The following is a 17,030-nucleotide window of genomic DNA, read 5'->3' as shown; positions in this document are numbered from 1 at the left end:
CGCATGGATATCAAACGCACCGTCCTATGGGTCATCTTTTTCATGTCAGCGGTCATGCTGTTCGACAACTGGCAACGCGACCACGGACGCCCGTCGATGTTCTTCCCGGGCGCCAACCCGACCAAAACGGTCGGTAGCGCAGCACCGGGAACCACGACGCCGGGAACCCAGTCCGCCGATCTGCCGGCCACCAACACAGCAGCCGCGCCGGGCAACGTGCCGGCGGCGACGCAGTCGCAACTGATCAAGTTCAGCACCGACGTCTATAACGGCGAGATCGACACCCGCGGCGGCACGCTGTCGAAGCTGTCGCTCGTCAAGCAAGGCGAAGGCAAGCAGCCGGATCTCGTCATCACGCTGTTCGACCGCACCGCCAATCACACGTATCTGGCTCGTACCGGCCTGCTCGGCGGCGATTTCCCGAACCATAACGATATCTACACGCCGGTTCCGAACCAGCCGCACGATCTGACGGGCGACGCCAAGTCGCTCCAGCTCAGCTTCGAGTCGCCGGTCAAGGGTGGCGTGAAGGTCGTGAAGACCTACACGTTCACGCGCGGCAGCTATGTGATCGGCGTCGACACGAAGATCGAGAACGTCGGCACCGCGCCGGTGAGCCCGTCGGTCTATATGGAACTGGTGCGCGACGACACGCCGGTGGAAACGCCGCGCTTCTCGCACACGTTCATCGGACCGGCTGTCTACACGGACCAGCACCACTTCCAGAAGATGACGTTCAGCGACATCGACAAGAACAAGGAAGACTTCGTCAATTCGGCCGACAACGGCTGGATCGCGATGGTGCAGCATTACTTCGCGTCGGCATGGATTCCGCAACAGGGCGCGAAGCGCGACATCTATGTCGAGAAGATCGATCCGACGCTGTATCGCGTCGGCGTGAAGCAACCGGTGCCGGCCATCGCGCCGGGCCAATCGGCTGATGTTTCCGCGCGCCTCTTCGCCGGTCCGGAAGAAGAGCGCATGCTCGAAGGCATCGCGCCGGGTCTGGAACTGGTGAAGGACTACGGCTATGTGACGATCATCGCGAAGCCGCTGTTCTGGCTGCTCGAAAAGATCCACAGCTATGTCGGCAACTGGGGCTGGGCGATCGTGCTGCTCACGCTGCTGATCAAGGCGGTGTTCTTCCCGCTGTCGGCCGCGAGCTACAAGTCGATGGCGCGCATGAAGGCGATCACGCCGCGTATGCAGGCCTTGCGCGAACGCTTCAAGGGCGATCCGCAGAAGATGAACGCGGCGCTGATGGAGCTGTACAAGACCGAGAAGGTCAATCCGTTCGGCGGCTGTCTGCCGGTCGTGATTCAGATTCCGGTGTTCATCTCGTTGTACTGGGTGCTGCTGTCGTCGGTTGAAATGCGCGGCGCGCCGTGGATTCTGTGGATTCACGATCTGTCGCAACAGGATCCGTTCTTCATCCTGCCGGTGCTGATGGCCGTCTCGATGTTCCTGCAGACCAAGCTGAACCCGACGCCGCCGGACCCGGTTCAAGCCAAGATGATGATGTTCATGCCGATCGCGTTCTCGGTCATGTTCTTCTTCTTCCCGGCGGGTCTGGTGCTGTACTACGTCGTGAACAACGTGCTGTCGATCGCCCAGCAGTACTACATCACGCGGATGATGGGCCAGTCGAAGACGAAACCGGCCTGATGATGATGGCGGTGGGCGGCGGCAGCGAGCGTGACTAACGCAAGCCGAAGCCGACTGAAGCCAGCAGAAAAACAAAGCCGTAAAAAAGCCGCCCGATTTGCGCCCGGGCGGCTTTTTTATTTGGCTTCAGGTTCGCCGTCTATTGACTGGTCAGTACCGCCATATAATTCGGTGATCATTTCTTCGACCAGGTTTCGCTGACGCGGCGACAAACCCTCAAGCCTCGAAGCGAGTTCAATCGTTTCAGGCGACGGCGGATATTTCTCGCCGCGCGCAAGCGGTTTGACCTTGCCGGCCGGAGGTGGCCCGTAATGCAGCCAATGAGCGTCCTTTTGCAGCCAGGTGGCCAAAACCTGCAGTTTGTCGGGCTTCGGAATCGTCGTACCTGCAAGCCATTTGTGCGCGGTTTGCGGAGAGACGGCGGGACCCTTGCTATAGAGCAGATTGAATTTTTTGGCTAAATCAGTCCCACCCTTAATATCCTTGGGGAGTGAGTCTTTCAGCCGTTTGGCGAAAGCGGCTTTTTCTTTGGAGGTCGGCATGGCCGGATTGTGCAATTCAGCGCATAATCAGTGGACAACCGTTCACGCTAATCTTTAACTTAAATAAGCTATTTTTAGCCTGAAATAGCCATCGAATAACGCGTTTCGCGATTTCGTCGAATATCGCTTTTTTCCTTCTGCGGCTTGGGCTTCAGCGGCTCATCGGCGTCGATGCATCGTAAGCGGGTGTTAACTTATCTTAGCCCGTTTGAGATAAATCCTTATTTGTCTGACGAACGACACGGAGTTTTAAGAATCCTTGCCGCCGAAGGCTCGAGTGAGTGCCCGCGTTACAATGCCCAGCGCCCGCAGGTGGGCGCTTCAATCTCCTCTGACAGCCGCCTTCCCATGCTCACCACCGATTCCGATCCGATCGTCGCCATTGCTACTGCGCCCGGCCGAGGCGGTATCGGGGTCGTGCGGATTTCGTTTGGCCGCGCGGGCGAAACAGCGGCCCAGCCGCTCATGCAAGCGCTCACCGGTCAGGCGCTCGCACCGCGCCACGCCAGCTACGTGCCGTTCCTCGACGACAGCGGCAATGCCCTCGACCGCGGCATCGCGCTGTACTTTCCCGCGCCGCACTCATATACCGGCGAGCACGTGCTCGAACTGCAAGGCCACGGCGGTCCGGTGGTGCTGCAACTGGTCCTGCAGCGTTGCATGGACGCCGGCCGGGCGTTCGGTCTGCGTTTGGCCGAGCCAGGCGAGTTCACGCGCCGCGCGTTTCTCAACGACAAGCTGGATCTGGCGCAGGCCGAAGCCGTCGCCGATCTGATCGAAGCCAGCACCGAGGCCGCCGCGCGCTCGGCGGGACGCTCGCTCGACGGCGCGTTTTCGCGCGACATTCACGCCCTCGTCGAAGAGGTGATCACGCTGCGGATGCTGGTCGAGGCGACGCTCGACTTCCCGGAGGAAGAAATCGATTTTCTCGAAGCCGCCGACGCCCGCGGCAAGCTCGCGCGAATTCGCGAACGGCTCGCGCACGTGCTGAGCGAAGCGCGGCAAGGCGCGTTGCTGCGCGAGGGTTTGTCGGTGGTGCTCGCGGGGCAGCCGAACGTCGGCAAGTCGTCGCTGCTGAACGCGCTGGCCGGCGCGGAACTGGCCATCGTCACGCCGATCGCCGGAACGACGCGCGACAAGGTTGCGCAGACCATCCAGATCGAAGGCATTCCGCTGCATGTGATCGACACCGCCGGCCTGCGCGATACCGAGGACGAAGTCGAGAAAATCGGCATTGCACGCACGTGGAGTGAGATCGAACGTGCGGACGTGGTGTTGCATCTGCTCGATGCAAGAACCGGCATGACCGCCGAAGACGGAACGATCGCCGGACGCTTTCCGAGCGGTGTGCCGGTGGTGCGGGTGCTGAACAAAACCGATCTGACCGGCCTCGCGCCGGACGTGAAATCGCTCGCCGCGGCCACGGACATCGATCTGAGCGAGGTGCGCCTGTCGGCGAAACAAGGCGACGGTGTCGCGCTGCTGCGCGGAGAACTACTGCGGATTGCCGGCTGGCAAGCCGGCGCGGAGAGCGTCTATCTCGCGCGCGAACGGCATCTGATCGCGCTGCGCGCGGCACAGGAGCATCTCGCGACCGCGGCCGCGCACGCCGATCAGAACTCCCAAGCGCTGGATCTGTTCGCCGAAGAACTGCGCCTCGCACAGGACCAGTTGAACTCGATCACCGGCGAATTCAGCTCGGACGACCTGCTCGGAGTGATTTTTAGCAGGTTCTGTATCGGCAAGTAAACGGCTTCCGGAGTTTTCATGGAAAGCCTTGATAGCACTGCAATGTAAGCCTCTTCTCGCACTCCCTCTAAAAACGTATCGGCAACCTTCGTTGACCCAAAACGGCGCAAATCTTTGGTACACAGAGGATGCACAGTTTAAAATCGCCACGGTCCGTGGATCAACGATTCGAAAAATGCCAAGACTAGCCGCTCCCCTAACCGAAGCCCAGATACGTGCATTAGAACCACGCGAGAACCGATACGCCGTGGCGGACGGCAACGGCCTCGTGATCGAAGTCATGACGACCGGCACAAAGGTCTGGCGCTTCCGCTATTCGCTGAACGGCAAGCGGCAGCCTCTCGCTACGATCGGCGACTACAGAATGATCTCGCTGCGGGTCGCGCGCGCGAAGGCGCAGAAGTATGCCGAGATGGTCGCAAGCGGAATCTCGCCCGTTGCCACGGCACGCAGGGACCGCGGTGCGGAGGGAAAGGCAGATGTTCTGCGGGAGGGTGCAGAACTTTATCTCGCGGCGGAGATGGCCGGCAAGTCGGAAGAATATCGGCGTACAACGCGGCGAGCGCTGGAAAAGGACGTCTTGCCGGCCATTGGCGCCAAGCCGATAAAGGCCGTGACTGCCGACGACATCCTCGCGATATGCGACAGGATCAAAAGCCGTGGCTCTCCAAAAATGGCGCTGCACACGCGCAACGTGGTGAAGCGGCTCTATGAGTATCTGATCGCTCGGCAACTCGCGACGACAAACCCGGCGCAGATCATTCCAGCTCGCTCGATAGCAACATCGGACAGCCGCACCCGCGTTCTCTCTCCAGACGAAATCGGCTCGGTGCTCCGATCGATTTATGCATCGAGTATCCGACGACCGTTGAAGTTAGCGCTACACCTGCTGGTGCTGACGATGGTTCGGAAATCCGAACTCGTCGAGTCGACATGGTCCGAATTCGACCTGGACGCCGCGCTATGGAGAATTCCGGCCGCACTAATGAGGCAAGACCGGCACCATGACGTGTATCTCCCGCACCAGGCGGTTGCGATGCTCCGAGAGTTGCGCGGCAGCATGGCCAGTCGAAATTTCGTATTCCCGACCGTGAGAGGCGACGACCACCCCATCGCGAAGAGCACCCTTAATCAGGCCGTCAAGGCACTCGGACTCGACGTGGAACATTTCGTCTTGCATGACTTTCGGCGCACCGCGTCGACGCACTTGCGCGAGATGGGGCAGCCTTCAGACGCGATCGAAAAGACCTTGGCGCGTGCGATCAAGGACACCGGGCGTGCCGACGGTGAGGAGGATGCCGCCGAACGGCGCCAGACCTTGCAACTTTGGGCAGACTTCGTCGATACGCAGATTCAGGGCGGCCGAAAAGCAGGAATCGACCCGTTCTGAGGGCCTCGGGCCGGCCTGGCATTGCCCGCCTTACAGAAGACAGTTCTAGCGCGGTAGTTTGGTACACAACGATTAACAATCAATACACAAGCTACTGTAGATAAATGAAAAATTGATTTTTCACTAGGTTCTGTATCTCAAGACAACAATCATGTTTGAATTTCTCCGCTGCCATCTCACAACGCCCTTTTCTCCCGCCGCCCATCGCCTAAACTGAAGCATTGGCGCAACCCGATATGGAGGCTCCCATGTCTGAATCGTTGATGGCTTATTTGCTGGGACCCTTGGTGATGCTAGTAGTCGGCGTTGCGATCTGGGCTGCGTCGCACTATAGCCGCCAGACAAGGCCGGAGCGCCTCGAGCGCTGGCTCGATACGCACTACGCGGAATGGTTGCACCACAAGCACTGAACACCGCACCGAGATGAAAAGGCCGTCGCGCGCTGCGACGGCCTTTCTGTGTAGCGCGCAAGCATCAGCTGCGCGCGCCGGTCCGCGCCGCCTGCTTACCACCCCGGCTGAGGCTGCTGCGGGTAACCGTAATACTGTCCGGGCGGCGGCGCACCGCACGCGACGTACGCGCGCTGGTACTGGTCATAGCAGTATCCCGGCGGCGGACCGGCGTAGACCGGAGCCGGCTGATACACCGGTTGCGCGTACACAGGCTGCTGGTAAGCAACCACAGGCGCCGGATTCAAAGCGGACGTCACCACGGCGCCGAGCAGCGCACCGCCGATCAGCGCGCCGACCACATCGCCGCCATTGCCATGAGCTGAAGCTTGCCCCGCCACGCTCAGACTTCCGACCATCAACAACGCCACTGCAATCTTTTTCATGTCTGACTCCCGCCGTTTAGGCATGGAACAGATTGTGTACGGCGTGTGTGGAAATAGATGCTGCAAGTGGTAACGGGGAATTACCGGTGTAACGGACACCGAACGGATGCGGCGCGCGTTGTAACAGATGTGGTGGACAATACCGGAGAGAGCAGCAAAACCCCGATTCGTACCGGCAACCAGAGAGGACGCGTGATGAACTACGACGACAGCAATCCCTTCGCAAGGATTCTGCGTGGCGAACTACCCTGCATCAAAGTCGCGGAAACCGGCGCGGCGCTTGCCATCATGGACCTGATGCCGCAAGCCGACGGTCACGTGCTGGTCGTGCCGAAGGAAGCGGCAGTGGAGATTTTCGAGCTGTCGGACGCATCGGTGGTCGCTTGCATGCGCATGACGCAGAAGCTGGCCATCGCCCTGCGTGCGGCCTTGCGCCCGGACGGCATGTTCATCGGACAGTTCAACGGCCGCGCCGCGGGACAAACCGTGCCGCACGTGCATTTTCACGTGATCCCCCGCTGGGAGGGAGAGCCGCTGCGCATGCACGCACGCGACGTCGCCGATGCCGCCACACTCGAAGCGCTCGCCAAACGCATTCGCGAGCATTGGCGCGCGGACTGAGCGAGGCTCAGGCAGCGACGCGCGCAAAAAACCCGCGTATTGCGGGTCGGGTCAATCACTGATGGTACGTCGGACGGTGATACGGCGGGCGATGGTGATGATGGTGATACGGCACGCGGCGGCAATGCGTCACGAGACGGCCATGCACCCACACGCGCTTGCACACCACACGTGACTACGAATGTGCCTCGGCGGTCGCCGGCACGAAAGCCGTGGCGGTGGCCGCCAGCAGCATCAATGAAATCAATTTGCGCACGAAACCTCCTGTTCGACGGGTCGCTATTTTAAGACGGCCGGTCAAGATGTGCAGTTCAGGCACGTAGGAAGGCGCAAGACGATCAAGCGCCGCGCGTGACAGCGTTTCGCGGCGCTGGGCAACATCAGGAAAAGGACGAGTCGGCAAATGCCATGCTGAAGGCATAACGTCGCGAACCGCGCCGCGACGCGGCGTCACGGTTCGCGCAGCGCAAGTACACCCCACGACAGCTCAATGACGATTCCGCATGCGACGCAACGGATGCCGCCAGTTGGTACGGTGAGGCCGTACATCCATGTGTCTCAACTCCTGCTGATGCCTATGCTCTTGCCACAATTCGTCGGAGAAAAGCCACGCAACAATCGCGAGCGGCACGACCAGAAACGCGCCCAGTATCAATTGCTCGATCACGTAGCCTCCGATCGCAAGTGCATGATTTCATTCTAGAGCAGCACGCGTGCCCACACGGTGTCACGCCGCCCACAATTTTGCGATAACCCGCCTGCGGCAGTGCGACGCCCTGCCCTCGCCGAACCCGCGCGCTGTCTCGCTCTTTGCAAAATCGCGCTGCTGCGGCTGCATGCGTTGCAAGAACTCCTGCGCTGCGGCCGGACTAAAAAAGTGCGCGCCACGGCTCGCCTATTTTCAGTCCAAGTTCTTCGCGACCCATCAGCGCTGGAATTGAGCCGCTGTTGCAAACGGGCGCGCGCTGGCGCGTCGCCCGGCAGACCTGGCATCGTTTATCTTCTGCACGTACACCGTTATTTCGCAATTTTTCTTTAGCCGGATGAATGACTTTGTGTGCAATGCACCAAGTCCAGACATTAATTGTATTAATTCGCTTAATTGACACTGCTCGTTTACGCGAATACGAACTGCAAAGCTTTACTGATTAAGGCAAAGCGCCCTGCCAGTCTTTTAGTTATCCGTTTCAATTCTGCGTCTTTAAGCCTTTGCTTGCCGGTTAATGAGGTGTGGTCGAGGGTGCGACAATTCGCCGCTGTTGCGACCGCACACAAGATGTGCTTGTCGTTCGCTCGCCTTCTCCTAAAGTGCAAGATGCGGGTTCGACGTTAAAGTTAAATACATAGCTAACCTGAGTAATAAACCCCGCACCGGAGGAACATATGAAATCGCGAATCGCCCTTCTTTTCGCCATTGCGGGTTTGGCTGCCGCATCCGTTCAAGCGCAAGACGTTGTCGTCAAGCCGCAGCAAACCATCCAGTTCAAGGCGAATGCGTATGGCTGCCTGTCGAAGGATAAGCTCGACGCCGCCGATCAGCATGCGCAAGCCGGCGAACAGCAAAAGATGCAGGAATTCTTCTCCGGATACCAGTGCATTTCAACGCCTGAGAATTCGAGTTTCCGCGTGGTGCGCGTGGTTGGGCATGATGTCGAATTCGTGAATTCTTCCAATAGCGATACGGAAGGCCTCTGGGCTAACGACCGATTCATCAAGCAATAAGCGCTGGCGAAACGCCGGAGGCGGTTCGTGCTGCCATTCCTCTGACTTTAAAAGCCGGGGGCGGTGAACCTGTGAGTGATAAATCGGCTGGGCGAATTGCCCGGCCGTTTTTATTGGCGGCGCCGGTCTGATTGCTGAAGCAAATTAAAAAAACCGATGCAGATTGTCGGTCCGCATCGGCAGCACGCCTTCTCGCAAAGCGCAGGAACGTCGTCAAACGTCGATCAATGCGAATCGCGCGGCACCGGCGCGCCGCTCGATCCCACCAGGAAGTCGAGATCCGCGCCTTGATCCGCTTGCAGCACGTGTTCGACGTAAAGCTTGTAGTAGCCGCGCGTGGGCGGTTCCGGCGGCTGCCATGCGGCGCGGCGGCGTGCCAGTTCGGCGTCGGAGACATCCAGATGCAGGCGCCGTGCTTCGACGTCGAGCTCGATCATGTCGCCGGTCTGCACGAACGCGAGCGGACCGCCTGCCGCCGCTTCCGGCGACACGTGCAACACCACCGCGCCGTATGCCGTGCCGCTCATGCGTCCGTCGGAAATGCGCACCATATCCGTGATGCCCTTTTGCAGCACCTTCTTCGGCAGCGGCATGTTGCCGACTTCGGCAAAGCCCGGATAGCCCTTCGGCCCGGCACCCTTGAGCACCATGATGCAGTGCTCGTCGATCTCGAGCGACTCGTCGTCGATCTTCGCATGCAATTCCTCGATGTTCTCGAACACCACCGCGCGTCCGCGATGCTTCAGCAGATGCGCTGTGGCCGCCGACGGCTTGATCACCGCGCCGTTCGGCGCCAGGTTGCCCTTCAGCACCGCAATGCCCGCTTTCGGCTTGAATGGCTCCGCGAAAGTCGTGATGACCTTTTCGTCATGGTTCGGCGCGTTGCGCACGTTGTCCCAGATCGTCTTGCCGTTGACGGTCAGCGCGTCGCGATGCAGCAGCCCTTGCTCGCCGAGTTGCTTGAGCACGGCCGGCAGACCGCCCGCGTAGTAAAAGTCCTCCATCAAATATTCGCCTGACGGTTGCAGATTCACCAGACACGGCACGTTCGATCCCAGTTCCCAATCCTCCAGCGAAAGCTCGACGCCGATCCGCTTGGCCAGCGCGATCAGATGTACGACCGCGTTGGTCGAGCCGCCGATCGCCGCATTCGTGCGGATCGCGTTTTCGAACGCCTGGCGCGTGAGGATCTTGTCCATCGTCAGATCCTCACGAACCATCTCGACGATGCGCCGTCCGGCGAGATGCGCCAGCACTTGCCGGCGTGCATCGACAGCGGGGATCGCCGCGTTGTGCGGCAAACCCATGCCGAGCGATTCGACCATCGAGGCCATCGTCGATGCCGTACCCATGGTCATGCAATGGCCGCGCGAGCGGTTCATGCACGACTCGGCTTCGGTGAATTCTTCCTGTGTCATCGTACCGGCGCGCACTTCCTCGGACATCTGCCAGACACCCGTGCCGGAACCGATGTTCTTGCCGCGAAAGCGTCCATTGAGCATCGGACCGCCGGAAACAGCAAGCGCGGGCAGATTGCACGATGCCGCGCCCATCAGCAGCGCCGGCGTGGTCTTGTCGCAGCCGACCAGCAGAATCACGCCGTCCATCGGATTGCCGCGAATCGACTCCTCGACATCCATCGATGCGAGGTTGCGAAACAGCATCGCGGTAGGCCGCAGATTGGTCTCGCCGAGCGACATCACCGGAAACTCCAACGGCAAACCGCCCGCTTCGTGCACGCCTTTTTTCACGTACTCGGCAAGCTCGCGAAAATGCGCGTTGCACGGCGTCAGTTCGGACCACGTGTTGCAGATGCCGATCACCGGACGCCCGTCGAATTCGTCGTGCGGAATGCCCTGGTTTTTCATCCACGAGCGATGCAGAAAGCCGTCGCGGTCCTTGAGGCCGAACCACGCCTGGCTGCGCAGCGGCTTTTTAGTCTGGTTCGAATCAGCCATGAAAACTCCTGTTGGCAAACATGTAGAGGGGGCGCCTGGCCCAGGGGCGCGCGTCAGTGCACGCGCTTGCTGCGGCGGTACTGATCGAACAGCACCGCGAGCAGCAGAATCCCGCCGCGAATCAGGTATTGATAGAAGGTCGGCACGTTCATCAGGCTCATTGCGTCCTGCACGGAGCCCATGATCAGCACGCCGACCAGCACACCGGAAATCGTCGCGACGCCGCCCGTCAGCGATACGCCACCGAGCACGCATGCGGAAATCACGCCGAGTTCGAGCCCGACCGACGTTTTCGGGTCGCCCAGACTCATCCGCGAGGCAAGCATCACGCCGGCAAAGCCGGTAACGAGCCCTTGGAATACGAACACTGTGATCTTGATACGCGTAACCGGCAAGCCCGCGAGCAACGCCGCCTCGCTATTGCCGCCCACAGCGAGCACGTTCTTGCCGAACACGGTTTTCTTCAGCAGAAAGCCGAACAGCACGAAGCCAACGATGTTGCTCCAGATCGGATACGAAATGCCGAGGAACGCACCGCCGCCGAGGTCGAAGAAACGCTCTTCGGAGATCATGACCGCGTCGCCGTTCGACGTGATGAACGCGAGACCGCGCACGACTTCCATCATCGCGAGCGTGACGATCAGCGAGTTGATCTTGTAGCGTGCGACCAGTACGCCGTTCACGAGCCCGACCGCGCCGCCCGCAAGCACGCCGGCTGCCACGCCGAGCAGCACGCTGTGCGTCGCGGTGATCAAGGTGGAGGCGACCACGCCCGCGAACGCGACGATCGACGCGACCGACAAATCCACTTCGCCCAGCGCGAGCACGAACATCATCGTCACGGAGATCGAGCCGATTAGCGTGACGGACAGCAGCAAGCCCTGGATATTTCGCGAGCTCAGGAAATCGGGCACGGTGAACGATAAAGCCGCGAACAGGATGATGAACACCATCACGATGCCGGACTTGTTGATCAGATCCCACGTGCGCGCCGCGCGTGCGCCTAGACCCGCGGCGGCGACGGCTGGCGTAGAGGAGTCGGTGGAGGGTGTGTGCATGATGTCTATTCCGTTTTCAATGGCGCGATTCAAATTCAGTTGGCGGCTTAGCGGGGCAGGGCGAGTTTGATCAATGCGTCGGGGGTGGCCTGCGCCTTCGGCAGATCGCCGACGACACAGCCTTCCTTCATCACGATCACGCGATCCGCGACGCCGATCACTTCAGCCAGATCGCTCGACACGACGATCACGGTGCGGCCCGCTTCGGCCAGCCCATACAGCAAGCCGTAAATCTCGCTGCGCGCGCCGACGTCGATGCCGCGCGTGGGTTCGTCCATCAGGAATACGTCGATGTCTTCGGCGAGCCAGCGCGACAGAATCACCTTCTGCTGATTGCCGCCGGAGAGCGTGCCGATCGGTGTCTCGCCGTTACGCGTCTTGATCGCGAGCTTGCCGATGAACTCCCTGGCGGTCTGCGCTTCCTTGCGGCCGTTGAGCACGTTGAAGCGGCTGAAGTGACGGCGGCAACTGATGTTGAGGTTGTCCGAGACGGAGGCGATCGACACGATGCCTTCCTGCTTGCGATCTTCCGGACATAACGCGACGCCCGCGCGGACCGCATCGCGCGGCGTCGCGAAACGCACGCGCTTACCCTTGAGCGTGATCTCGCCCGCGGTCGGTTTCTCGGCGCCGTAGATCAGCTTCATCAACTCGGAACGGCCGGCGCCGACCAGTCCGAAGAAGCCGAGAATTTCACCTTTACGCGCCGCAAAAGTAGCCGGTTCGTGCAGGCCGCGTCCCATCAAGCCTTTGACGTCGAGTTGCACGTCGCCGATATCGCGCGAGCGGTAGCCGTACACGTCGGCGATCGATCGGCCCACCATGCAGCTGATCAATCGATCGCGATCGAGTCCGGCACCGGCCTCGAACGTATCGATGTGGCGGCCGTCGCGAAACACCGTCACGCGATCGCACAGTTCGTAGACTTCATCCATCCGATGCGTGACGTAGATGATCGCGCGGCCCTCGGCCTTCAACGCACGAATGATCCGGAACAACTGCGCGGTTTCGCGCGACGACAGCGAACTGGTCGGTTCATCGAACGCAATCACGCGTGCATCGCGCATCAGCGCCTTGCCGATTTCGATCATCTGCCGCTGACCGATCGACAGATTCTTGACCTGCTGCGCCGGATCGATCTTTTCACCGAGCCGTTCGAGTTCGCGAACAGCGCGTGCAATCAGTGCTTTTTCGTCAAGTACACCGAAACGATTGGGCAGGGCGCCGAGCATCAGGTTTTCGGCGACCGTCAGTTCCGGCACCAGATGCAGTTCCTGATAGATGATCGCGACGCCCGCCGCAATGGCTGCCTTGGTGGTGATGAAATGCTGCTCGACGCCGTCGAGCGACAAGGTGCCTGCGGCCGGCTGATTCACACCGGATAGCACCTTGAGCAGCGTTGATTTGCCGGCGCCGTTTTCGCCCATCAAGCCGTGCACTTCGCCGCGGCGCACGTCGAGCGACACCTGGTCGAGCGCGAGTACGCCCGGAAAGCGCACGGTGATGCCGTCGAGTTGCAGGTACGGATCGGCGGACGCGAGCGCGGGTGCGGGCGAGGGCGCTTGCGCGGAGAGCGCCGCTTCGTCAGTGTGGGGAACCGTCATCGAAAGCCTCTAACTGGGGGACAACCTGTGCGGGCCGATCTCGCGTAAGCGCAATCCGGCCCGCAACGTGCAGACTCGAATTCCGCTTAGATTCCGAGCTCTTTACGCACGTCCTGCCAGTTGCCGCGCACCATCAGCTTGCCGGTGGTCTGCGTATCGGCGGGCGGCTGCTTGCCGTCCTTGATCCACCCGACGAGGTTCTCCGTGCTTTCCTTGCCGTGCATCGTCGAGCTCACGGCGATCGTGCCGTAGAAGCCCGTCGGCTCCTTCTTCTGGAATTCGGCGAACGCCTCGCCCGCACCGTTGATGCCGACGCCGATCACGTCCGCTGCCAGAATGTGCAGTTGTTCGGTAGCACGCACGCCGCCCAGCACGCTTTCCTCGTTGAGCGCGAAGATCACCCATTTCTTGATGTTCGGATGCTGCGCCAGCACCGGCGATGACGCGTTGAAACCGCCTTCGTCGTCGGTGGTCTTTTGCGGCGCGTCGAAGATGTTTTCCTTCCTGAAGCCGCCGGCGAGCAGCGTTTGGGTGGCGCCGTCGGTGCGCAGTTTCGCGGTCGGCAATTCGTAGTTCGTGATGCGCAGCGCGCCGACTTCTTCCGGCTTCCAGCCGCGGCGCTTCATTTCCTCGGCGATCGCCGTGCCGACCTGATTGCCGATCTTGAACGCGGACATGCCAAGGTGGGGGACGTTCGGCAGCGGCTTGCCGGCCGAGTCGACCAGTTGATCGTCGACGGTGACGAACTTCATGTTGTAGCGCTTCGCGCGCGCCTGAATTGCCGGCCCGAGGCGCACGTCAGGCGCGCAGATCACGAAGCCTTTGGCGCCTTGCGCGCCGAGGTTATCGATTGCGGCCAGCACTTTTTCGCCGTCCGGCGTGCCGATGTTGACCACCGAGAAGCCGTCCTTCTGGCCGAGCGCGGAGGCCGCTTTCTGCTCGTTGATGAACCAGGCCTGCTCCGGCATCTTCACGAGGAAGCCGACTTTGAGGGGCTGATCGGCACGCGCGGAAAGTTGCGCGGCAAAGGGCGCGGCGAGCGCGGCGGCGGCCATCGCGGATAGCGTCAAACGGCGAAGCTTGCTGGTCATCTCTGTCTCCTGAGGTTGAAAAGCTGCATGGATTTCGTTTAGTAGCAGCAGGGTGATGCACGCCGGCGTCAGCCGGGTCGTGGATAGGCGCTCGGACGCGCGAACGTCATAGCGATCAGCCTGCGACGTAGGCCGTTTTCACGGCCGTCCAGAACGCCGTGCCGGCTGCGCCGTAGGCCGATGCTTTGCGGCCGCCGGCGGTCGCGTGATGCTCGACGGCGGTGGTCGGCAGGTTGATCGTCACGAGGCCGCTATGCACGTGGCGCCGGAAATGCCGCGCGCGGGCGAGCGAGCGCGTGCAGATGCCGGCGCATAGGCCGTAAGCGGTGTCGTTGGCGAGATGCAGCGCGTGGTCGTAGTCGTCGGCGCTCAGCACGACGGCAAGCGGCCCGAAAATCTCTTCGCGCGCGATCCGGTGATCGGGTTCGCCGATGAACAGCGCAGGTTCGAAAAAGTAGCCGCGCGTCGCGCGTTCCAACTGTCGGCCGCCCCACAGCAATTGCGCGCCTTCCTGCTGACCGATGCGCACGTAGTCGAGATTGCGCTCCAACTGCGCGGCGTTCGCGACCGGGCCGATATCGGTACCGTGCTTCAACGCGTGATCGACGGTGAGCCTGGCGAGCTTCGCATGCAGCGCCTCCACGAACGGCTCGAACACCGCGCGCTCGACAATCAGGCGCGACGCTGCGGTGCTGCGTTGGCCCGTCGAGCCATATGCGCCGCTCAAGGCGGCCTCGACGGCGCCGTCGAGGTCCGCATCGGCGAGCACCACAAAGGCATTCTTGCCGCCCATTTCCAGCTGCACGCGCGCCTGCCTGGCGGCGGCGGCTTGCAGCACACGCGTGCCGGTTTCCGCCGAGCCGGTGAAGCTGATCGCCGCCACCAGCGGATGCGCCGCGATCCGCGCGCCGACCTGCCGGCCGCTGCCCATCACGAGATTGAACACGCCCGCGGGCAGGCCGGCGCGGCTGATGATCGTCGCCAGCGCCGCCGCGCATCCAGGCGCCGATTCGGCCGGCTTGAAGACGATGCAATTGCCGTGGGCGAGGGCGGCGCCGATCTTCGCCGCGGCGGTCGCCAGCGGCGCGCTCCACGGCACGATGATGCCGACCACGCCGAGTGGCTCGCGCGACACGTCGATTTCGACGCCGGCGCGCGCCGAGGCCATCGGCTCGGCAAACGCGCGCAATGCCTCGGCGGCGAAAAACTTGAAGATCTGGCCGGCACGCGTCGCTTCGGCCAAGGCTTCCGGCAAGGTCTTGCCGACTTCACGCGCGAGCAACCGGCCCAGCTCGTCGCGGCGCGCCAGCATCTCGCCGCCGATCGCATCGAGCGCATCCGCGCGGCGCTGCACCGAACCCAGCGACCATTCACCGAACGCCGCGCTCGCCGCTTCGATTGCGGTATCGGTCTGCCGCGCATCGGCGCGCACATAGTCGCCGACCGGTTCGTCGAGGTCCGATGGATTGAGCGACACGCCGGTGGTCGCGCCCGTCTCCCAGCCGCCGTTGATGTAGTGACGGAACGGACTTGCAACGAGAGGGACGAGCGGATCGCGATTCATCGAAAGCAGGAGGCCACGTGAGGAAGCTCGGAAAGTCCACGAATGGTATGAGCCGGCCCAATAACTTTCCAATCCCTTTTTGGGCCATCGCGATATCAATTCCGGTATGGCATGATGAAGCCTTCGCCCCGGCAAACGGCTTTGAGCCGCTTTATGGAGACTGGCCATGACCCGCAGCTACTCGAACTGGTTCGTGCGCGCGCGGCTGAAGACGCGGCAGTTGCTGTTGCTCGCGGCAATGGAAGAGGAGGGCAACGTCCGGCGCGCGGCCGACGTGCTCGGCATGACGCAGCCCGCCGCCTCGCGCCTTCTGAAAGAGCTGGAAGACATGCTGGAGGTGAGCCTGTTCGACCGCACGCCGCACGGCATGCACGCCACGCTGTACGGCGAAGTGATGATCCGCCACGCGCGCATGGTGCTGTCGAACCTGAGCCACGCGCACGACGAAATTTCGGCCTTGCGCGCCGGCCTGGCGGGCCAGGTGCGCATCGGCGTGATTGCCGCCGCCGCGGCGACGATGGTGCCGCGCGCGATCGCCAGCGTGAAAGAGCGCTATCCGCAGTTGCAAATCTGGGCGGAAGTGGAAACCTCCGACGTCATGCTGCCAAGAATCGCCGAGGGCGAACTGGACATCATGGTCGGCCGCGTACTGGAGCGGCAAAATCAGTTCAAAACCGAGGTTCGCTATGAACCGCTCGCCGACGAACCGCTATGCGTGGTCGCGCGTCCCGGCCATCCTCTCGAAAATGAGACAAGTTTGACACTGCGGGCAATCGTCAACGCGAGCTGGGTTTTGCATCCGCCAGGCAGCGTTTTGCGTCATCGCTTCGATCTGATGTTTTCGCAAATCGGGCTGAATCCGCCGCAAAACGTGGTCAACACCAACAATTTTCTGGCGATTTCGAGCTTGCTGCTACAAAGCGACATGTTGGCGGTTTTGCCCGACGAAGTGGCGCGTCAATACCAACAGTACGGTGTTCTGAAGCGGATGCCGATCGAATTACCGTGCAGGATGGATACATTCGGTATCATCACGCGCCAGTCCCACCTGCTTTCACCGGCGGCCTCCGTGGTGCTCGAAGCCTTGCGGCAAGCCGCTGCAGAGGTGTACGGCACCCCCTTCGAGCCGGCAGTGGCGCGGTAAATGCTTCTCCCGTTGCAGAAAGCAGCCGGTAGCGCCGTCTAGATGCGATATCCGGACGGCGCGCCGCGGTCCGCGAGCCGCATTCTC

The 17,030-nt window shown here is 61.5% G+C and carries 16 protein-coding genes; 8 read left to right on the top strand and 8 right to left on the bottom strand.

Going from position 1 to position 17,030, the window contains the following annotated elements; translation table 11 throughout:
• Nucleotides 1–3: 3 nt before the first annotated feature.
• On the top strand, nucleotides 4–1,665 hold the full coding sequence (yidC, locus tag SB772_RS05900; RefSeq protein WP_410832354.1) for a membrane protein insertase YidC: 1,662 nt from the start codon (nucleotides 4–6) through the stop codon (nucleotides 1,663–1,665).
• A gap of 116 nt (nucleotides 1,666–1,781) precedes the next feature.
• Here the strand turns inward: yidC and SB772_RS05895 are convergent, their stop codons facing one another.
• The gene (locus SB772_RS05895; RefSeq protein WP_410832353.1) at nucleotides 1,782–2,207 is read right to left on the bottom strand and encodes an XRE family transcriptional regulator; all 426 of its coding nucleotides are present in this window, start codon (nucleotides 2,205–2,207) and stop codon (nucleotides 1,782–1,784) included.
• A 348-nt stretch (nucleotides 2,208–2,555) separates the two neighbouring features.
• Between SB772_RS05895 and mnmE the strand changes: the two genes are divergently transcribed.
• The 3 genes from mnmE to SB772_RS05880 all read left to right on the top strand — a co-directional run bounded on the left by mnmE (nucleotide 2,556) and on the right by SB772_RS05880 (nucleotide 5,756).
• Nucleotides 2,556–3,956 carry a tRNA uridine-5-carboxymethylaminomethyl(34) synthesis GTPase MnmE gene (gene mnmE, locus SB772_RS05890; protein ID WP_410832352.1) on the top strand — a complete coding sequence of 467 codons (1,401 nt, stop codon included), beginning with the start codon at nucleotides 2,556–2,558 and terminating at the stop codon, nucleotides 3,954–3,956.
• 175 nt (nucleotides 3,957–4,131) lie between these two features.
• Nucleotides 4,132–5,346, top strand: a complete 1,215-nt coding sequence (locus SB772_RS05885; RefSeq protein WP_410832631.1) for a tyrosine-type recombinase/integrase — start codon at nucleotides 4,132–4,134, stop codon at nucleotides 5,344–5,346.
• A 248-nt stretch (nucleotides 5,347–5,594) separates the two neighbouring features.
• Nucleotides 5,595–5,756: a hypothetical protein gene (locus SB772_RS05880; protein ID WP_410832351.1), complete on the top strand. Its 162-nt coding sequence runs from the start codon at nucleotides 5,595–5,597 to the stop codon at nucleotides 5,754–5,756.
• 95 nt (nucleotides 5,757–5,851) lie between these two features.
• On the opposite strand, the gene SB772_RS05875 is transcribed toward SB772_RS05880, so the two are convergent.
• Complete coding sequence (locus SB772_RS05875; protein ID WP_410832350.1) at nucleotides 5,852–6,181, bottom strand: ecotin precursor; 330 nt, start codon at nucleotides 6,179–6,181, stop codon at nucleotides 5,852–5,854.
• Nucleotides 6,182–6,376: 195 nt separating this feature from the next.
• On the opposite strand from SB772_RS05875, the gene SB772_RS05870 reads away from it, so the two are divergent.
• Nucleotides 6,377–6,802: an HIT family protein gene (locus SB772_RS05870; RefSeq protein WP_410832349.1), complete on the top strand. Its 426-nt coding sequence runs from the start codon at nucleotides 6,377–6,379 to the stop codon at nucleotides 6,800–6,802.
• Between the two features lie 175 nt (nucleotides 6,803–6,977).
• Here the strand turns inward: SB772_RS05870 and SB772_RS05865 are convergent, their stop codons facing one another.
• The gene (locus tag SB772_RS05865; RefSeq protein ID WP_410832348.1) at nucleotides 6,978–7,256 is read right to left on the bottom strand and encodes a hypothetical protein; all 279 of its coding nucleotides are present in this window, start codon (nucleotides 7,254–7,256) and stop codon (nucleotides 6,978–6,980) included.
• A gap of 36 nt (nucleotides 7,257–7,292) precedes the next feature.
• On the opposite strand from SB772_RS05865, the gene SB772_RS05860 reads away from it, so the two are divergent.
• Nucleotides 7,293–7,505, top strand: a complete 213-nt coding sequence (locus tag SB772_RS05860) for a hypothetical protein (RefSeq protein ID WP_410832347.1) — start codon at nucleotides 7,293–7,295, stop codon at nucleotides 7,503–7,505.
• Nucleotides 7,506–8,185: 680 nt separating this feature from the next.
• The gene (gene sap1, locus SB772_RS05855) at nucleotides 8,186–8,524 is read left to right on the top strand and encodes a surface attachment protein Sap1 (RefSeq protein WP_410832346.1); all 339 of its coding nucleotides are present in this window, start codon (nucleotides 8,186–8,188) and stop codon (nucleotides 8,522–8,524) included.
• A gap of 224 nt (nucleotides 8,525–8,748) precedes the next feature.
• Here sap1 and SB772_RS05850 read toward each other — a convergent pair whose 3' ends face one another.
• The 5 genes from SB772_RS05850 to SB772_RS05830 form a co-directional block, all read right to left on the bottom strand.
• Complete coding sequence (locus tag SB772_RS05850; protein WP_410832345.1) at nucleotides 8,749–10,482, bottom strand: IlvD/Edd family dehydratase; 1,734 nt, start codon at nucleotides 10,480–10,482, stop codon at nucleotides 8,749–8,751.
• A gap of 53 nt (nucleotides 10,483–10,535) precedes the next feature.
• Nucleotides 10,536–11,540, bottom strand: a complete 1,005-nt coding sequence (araH, locus tag SB772_RS05845) for an L-arabinose ABC transporter permease AraH (protein ID WP_410832344.1) — start codon at nucleotides 11,538–11,540, stop codon at nucleotides 10,536–10,538.
• Between the two features lie 47 nt (nucleotides 11,541–11,587).
• Nucleotides 11,588–13,144: an L-arabinose ABC transporter ATP-binding protein AraG gene (gene araG / locus SB772_RS05840; RefSeq protein WP_410832343.1), complete on the bottom strand. Its 1,557-nt coding sequence runs from the start codon at nucleotides 13,142–13,144 to the stop codon at nucleotides 11,588–11,590.
• An 86-nt stretch (nucleotides 13,145–13,230) separates the two neighbouring features.
• Nucleotides 13,231–14,235 (bottom strand): arabinose ABC transporter substrate-binding protein, encoded by a 1,005-nt coding sequence (locus tag SB772_RS05835; protein WP_410832342.1) that lies wholly within the window; start codon nucleotides 14,233–14,235, stop codon nucleotides 13,231–13,233.
• A gap of 115 nt (nucleotides 14,236–14,350) precedes the next feature.
• On the bottom strand, nucleotides 14,351–15,799 hold the full coding sequence (locus SB772_RS05830) for an aldehyde dehydrogenase family protein (protein ID WP_410832341.1): 1,449 nt from the start codon (nucleotides 15,797–15,799) through the stop codon (nucleotides 14,351–14,353).
• A gap of 166 nt (nucleotides 15,800–15,965) precedes the next feature.
• Here SB772_RS05830 and SB772_RS05825 point away from each other — a divergent pair, with 166 nt between their 5' ends.
• Nucleotides 15,966–16,943 carry a LysR family transcriptional regulator gene (locus SB772_RS05825; RefSeq protein WP_410832340.1) on the top strand — a complete coding sequence of 326 codons (978 nt, stop codon included), beginning with the start codon at nucleotides 15,966–15,968 and terminating at the stop codon, nucleotides 16,941–16,943.
• The last annotated feature ends 87 nt before the right edge of the window (nucleotides 16,944–17,030 follow it).

It is taken from the genome of Paraburkholderia sp. SIMBA_030, from assembly GCF_046535245.1.
Classification (GTDB): Bacteria; Pseudomonadota; Gammaproteobacteria; order Burkholderiales; family Burkholderiaceae; genus Paraburkholderia.
Note: the sequence above shows the minus strand (reverse complement) of the source record. Positions and strands in the feature narration are given on the sequence as shown.

What these genes read in the sequence shown, in the direction of transcription:
- yidC (WP_410832354.1), top strand. Translation starts at nt 4, where the DNA reads ATGGATATCAAACGCACCGTCCTATGGGTCATCTTTTTCATGTCAGCG.
- SB772_RS05895 (WP_410832353.1), bottom strand. Translation starts at nt 2,207, where the DNA reads ATGCCGACCTCCAAAGAAAAAGCCGCTTTCGCCAAACGGCTGAAAGAC.
- mnmE (WP_410832352.1), top strand. Translation starts at nt 2,556, where the DNA reads ATGCTCACCACCGATTCCGATCCGATCGTCGCCATTGCTACTGCGCCC.
- SB772_RS05885 (WP_410832631.1), top strand. Translation starts at nt 4,132, where the DNA reads ATGCCAAGACTAGCCGCTCCCCTAACCGAAGCCCAGATACGTGCATTA.
- SB772_RS05880 (WP_410832351.1), top strand. Translation starts at nt 5,595, where the DNA reads ATGTCTGAATCGTTGATGGCTTATTTGCTGGGACCCTTGGTGATGCTA.
- SB772_RS05875 (WP_410832350.1), bottom strand. Translation starts at nt 6,181, where the DNA reads ATGAAAAAGATTGCAGTGGCGTTGTTGATGGTCGGAAGTCTGAGCGTG.
- SB772_RS05870 (WP_410832349.1), top strand. Translation starts at nt 6,377, where the DNA reads ATGAACTACGACGACAGCAATCCCTTCGCAAGGATTCTGCGTGGCGAA.
- SB772_RS05860 (WP_410832347.1), top strand. Translation starts at nt 7,293, where the DNA reads ATGACGATTCCGCATGCGACGCAACGGATGCCGCCAGTTGGTACGGTG.
- sap1 (WP_410832346.1), top strand. Translation starts at nt 8,186, where the DNA reads ATGAAATCGCGAATCGCCCTTCTTTTCGCCATTGCGGGTTTGGCTGCC.
- SB772_RS05850 (WP_410832345.1), bottom strand. Translation starts at nt 10,482, where the DNA reads ATGGCTGATTCGAACCAGACTAAAAAGCCGCTGCGCAGCCAGGCGTGG.
- araH (WP_410832344.1), bottom strand. Translation starts at nt 11,540, where the DNA reads ATGCACACACCCTCCACCGACTCCTCTACGCCAGCCGTCGCCGCCGCG.
- araG (WP_410832343.1), bottom strand. Translation starts at nt 13,144, where the DNA reads ATGACGGTTCCCCACACTGACGAAGCGGCGCTCTCCGCGCAAGCGCCC.
- SB772_RS05835 (WP_410832342.1), bottom strand. Translation starts at nt 14,235, where the DNA reads ATGACCAGCAAGCTTCGCCGTTTGACGCTATCCGCGATGGCCGCCGCC.
- SB772_RS05830 (WP_410832341.1), bottom strand. Translation starts at nt 15,799, where the DNA reads ATGAATCGCGATCCGCTCGTCCCTCTCGTTGCAAGTCCGTTCCGTCAC.
- SB772_RS05825 (WP_410832340.1), top strand. Translation starts at nt 15,966, where the DNA reads ATGACCCGCAGCTACTCGAACTGGTTCGTGCGCGCGCGGCTGAAGACG.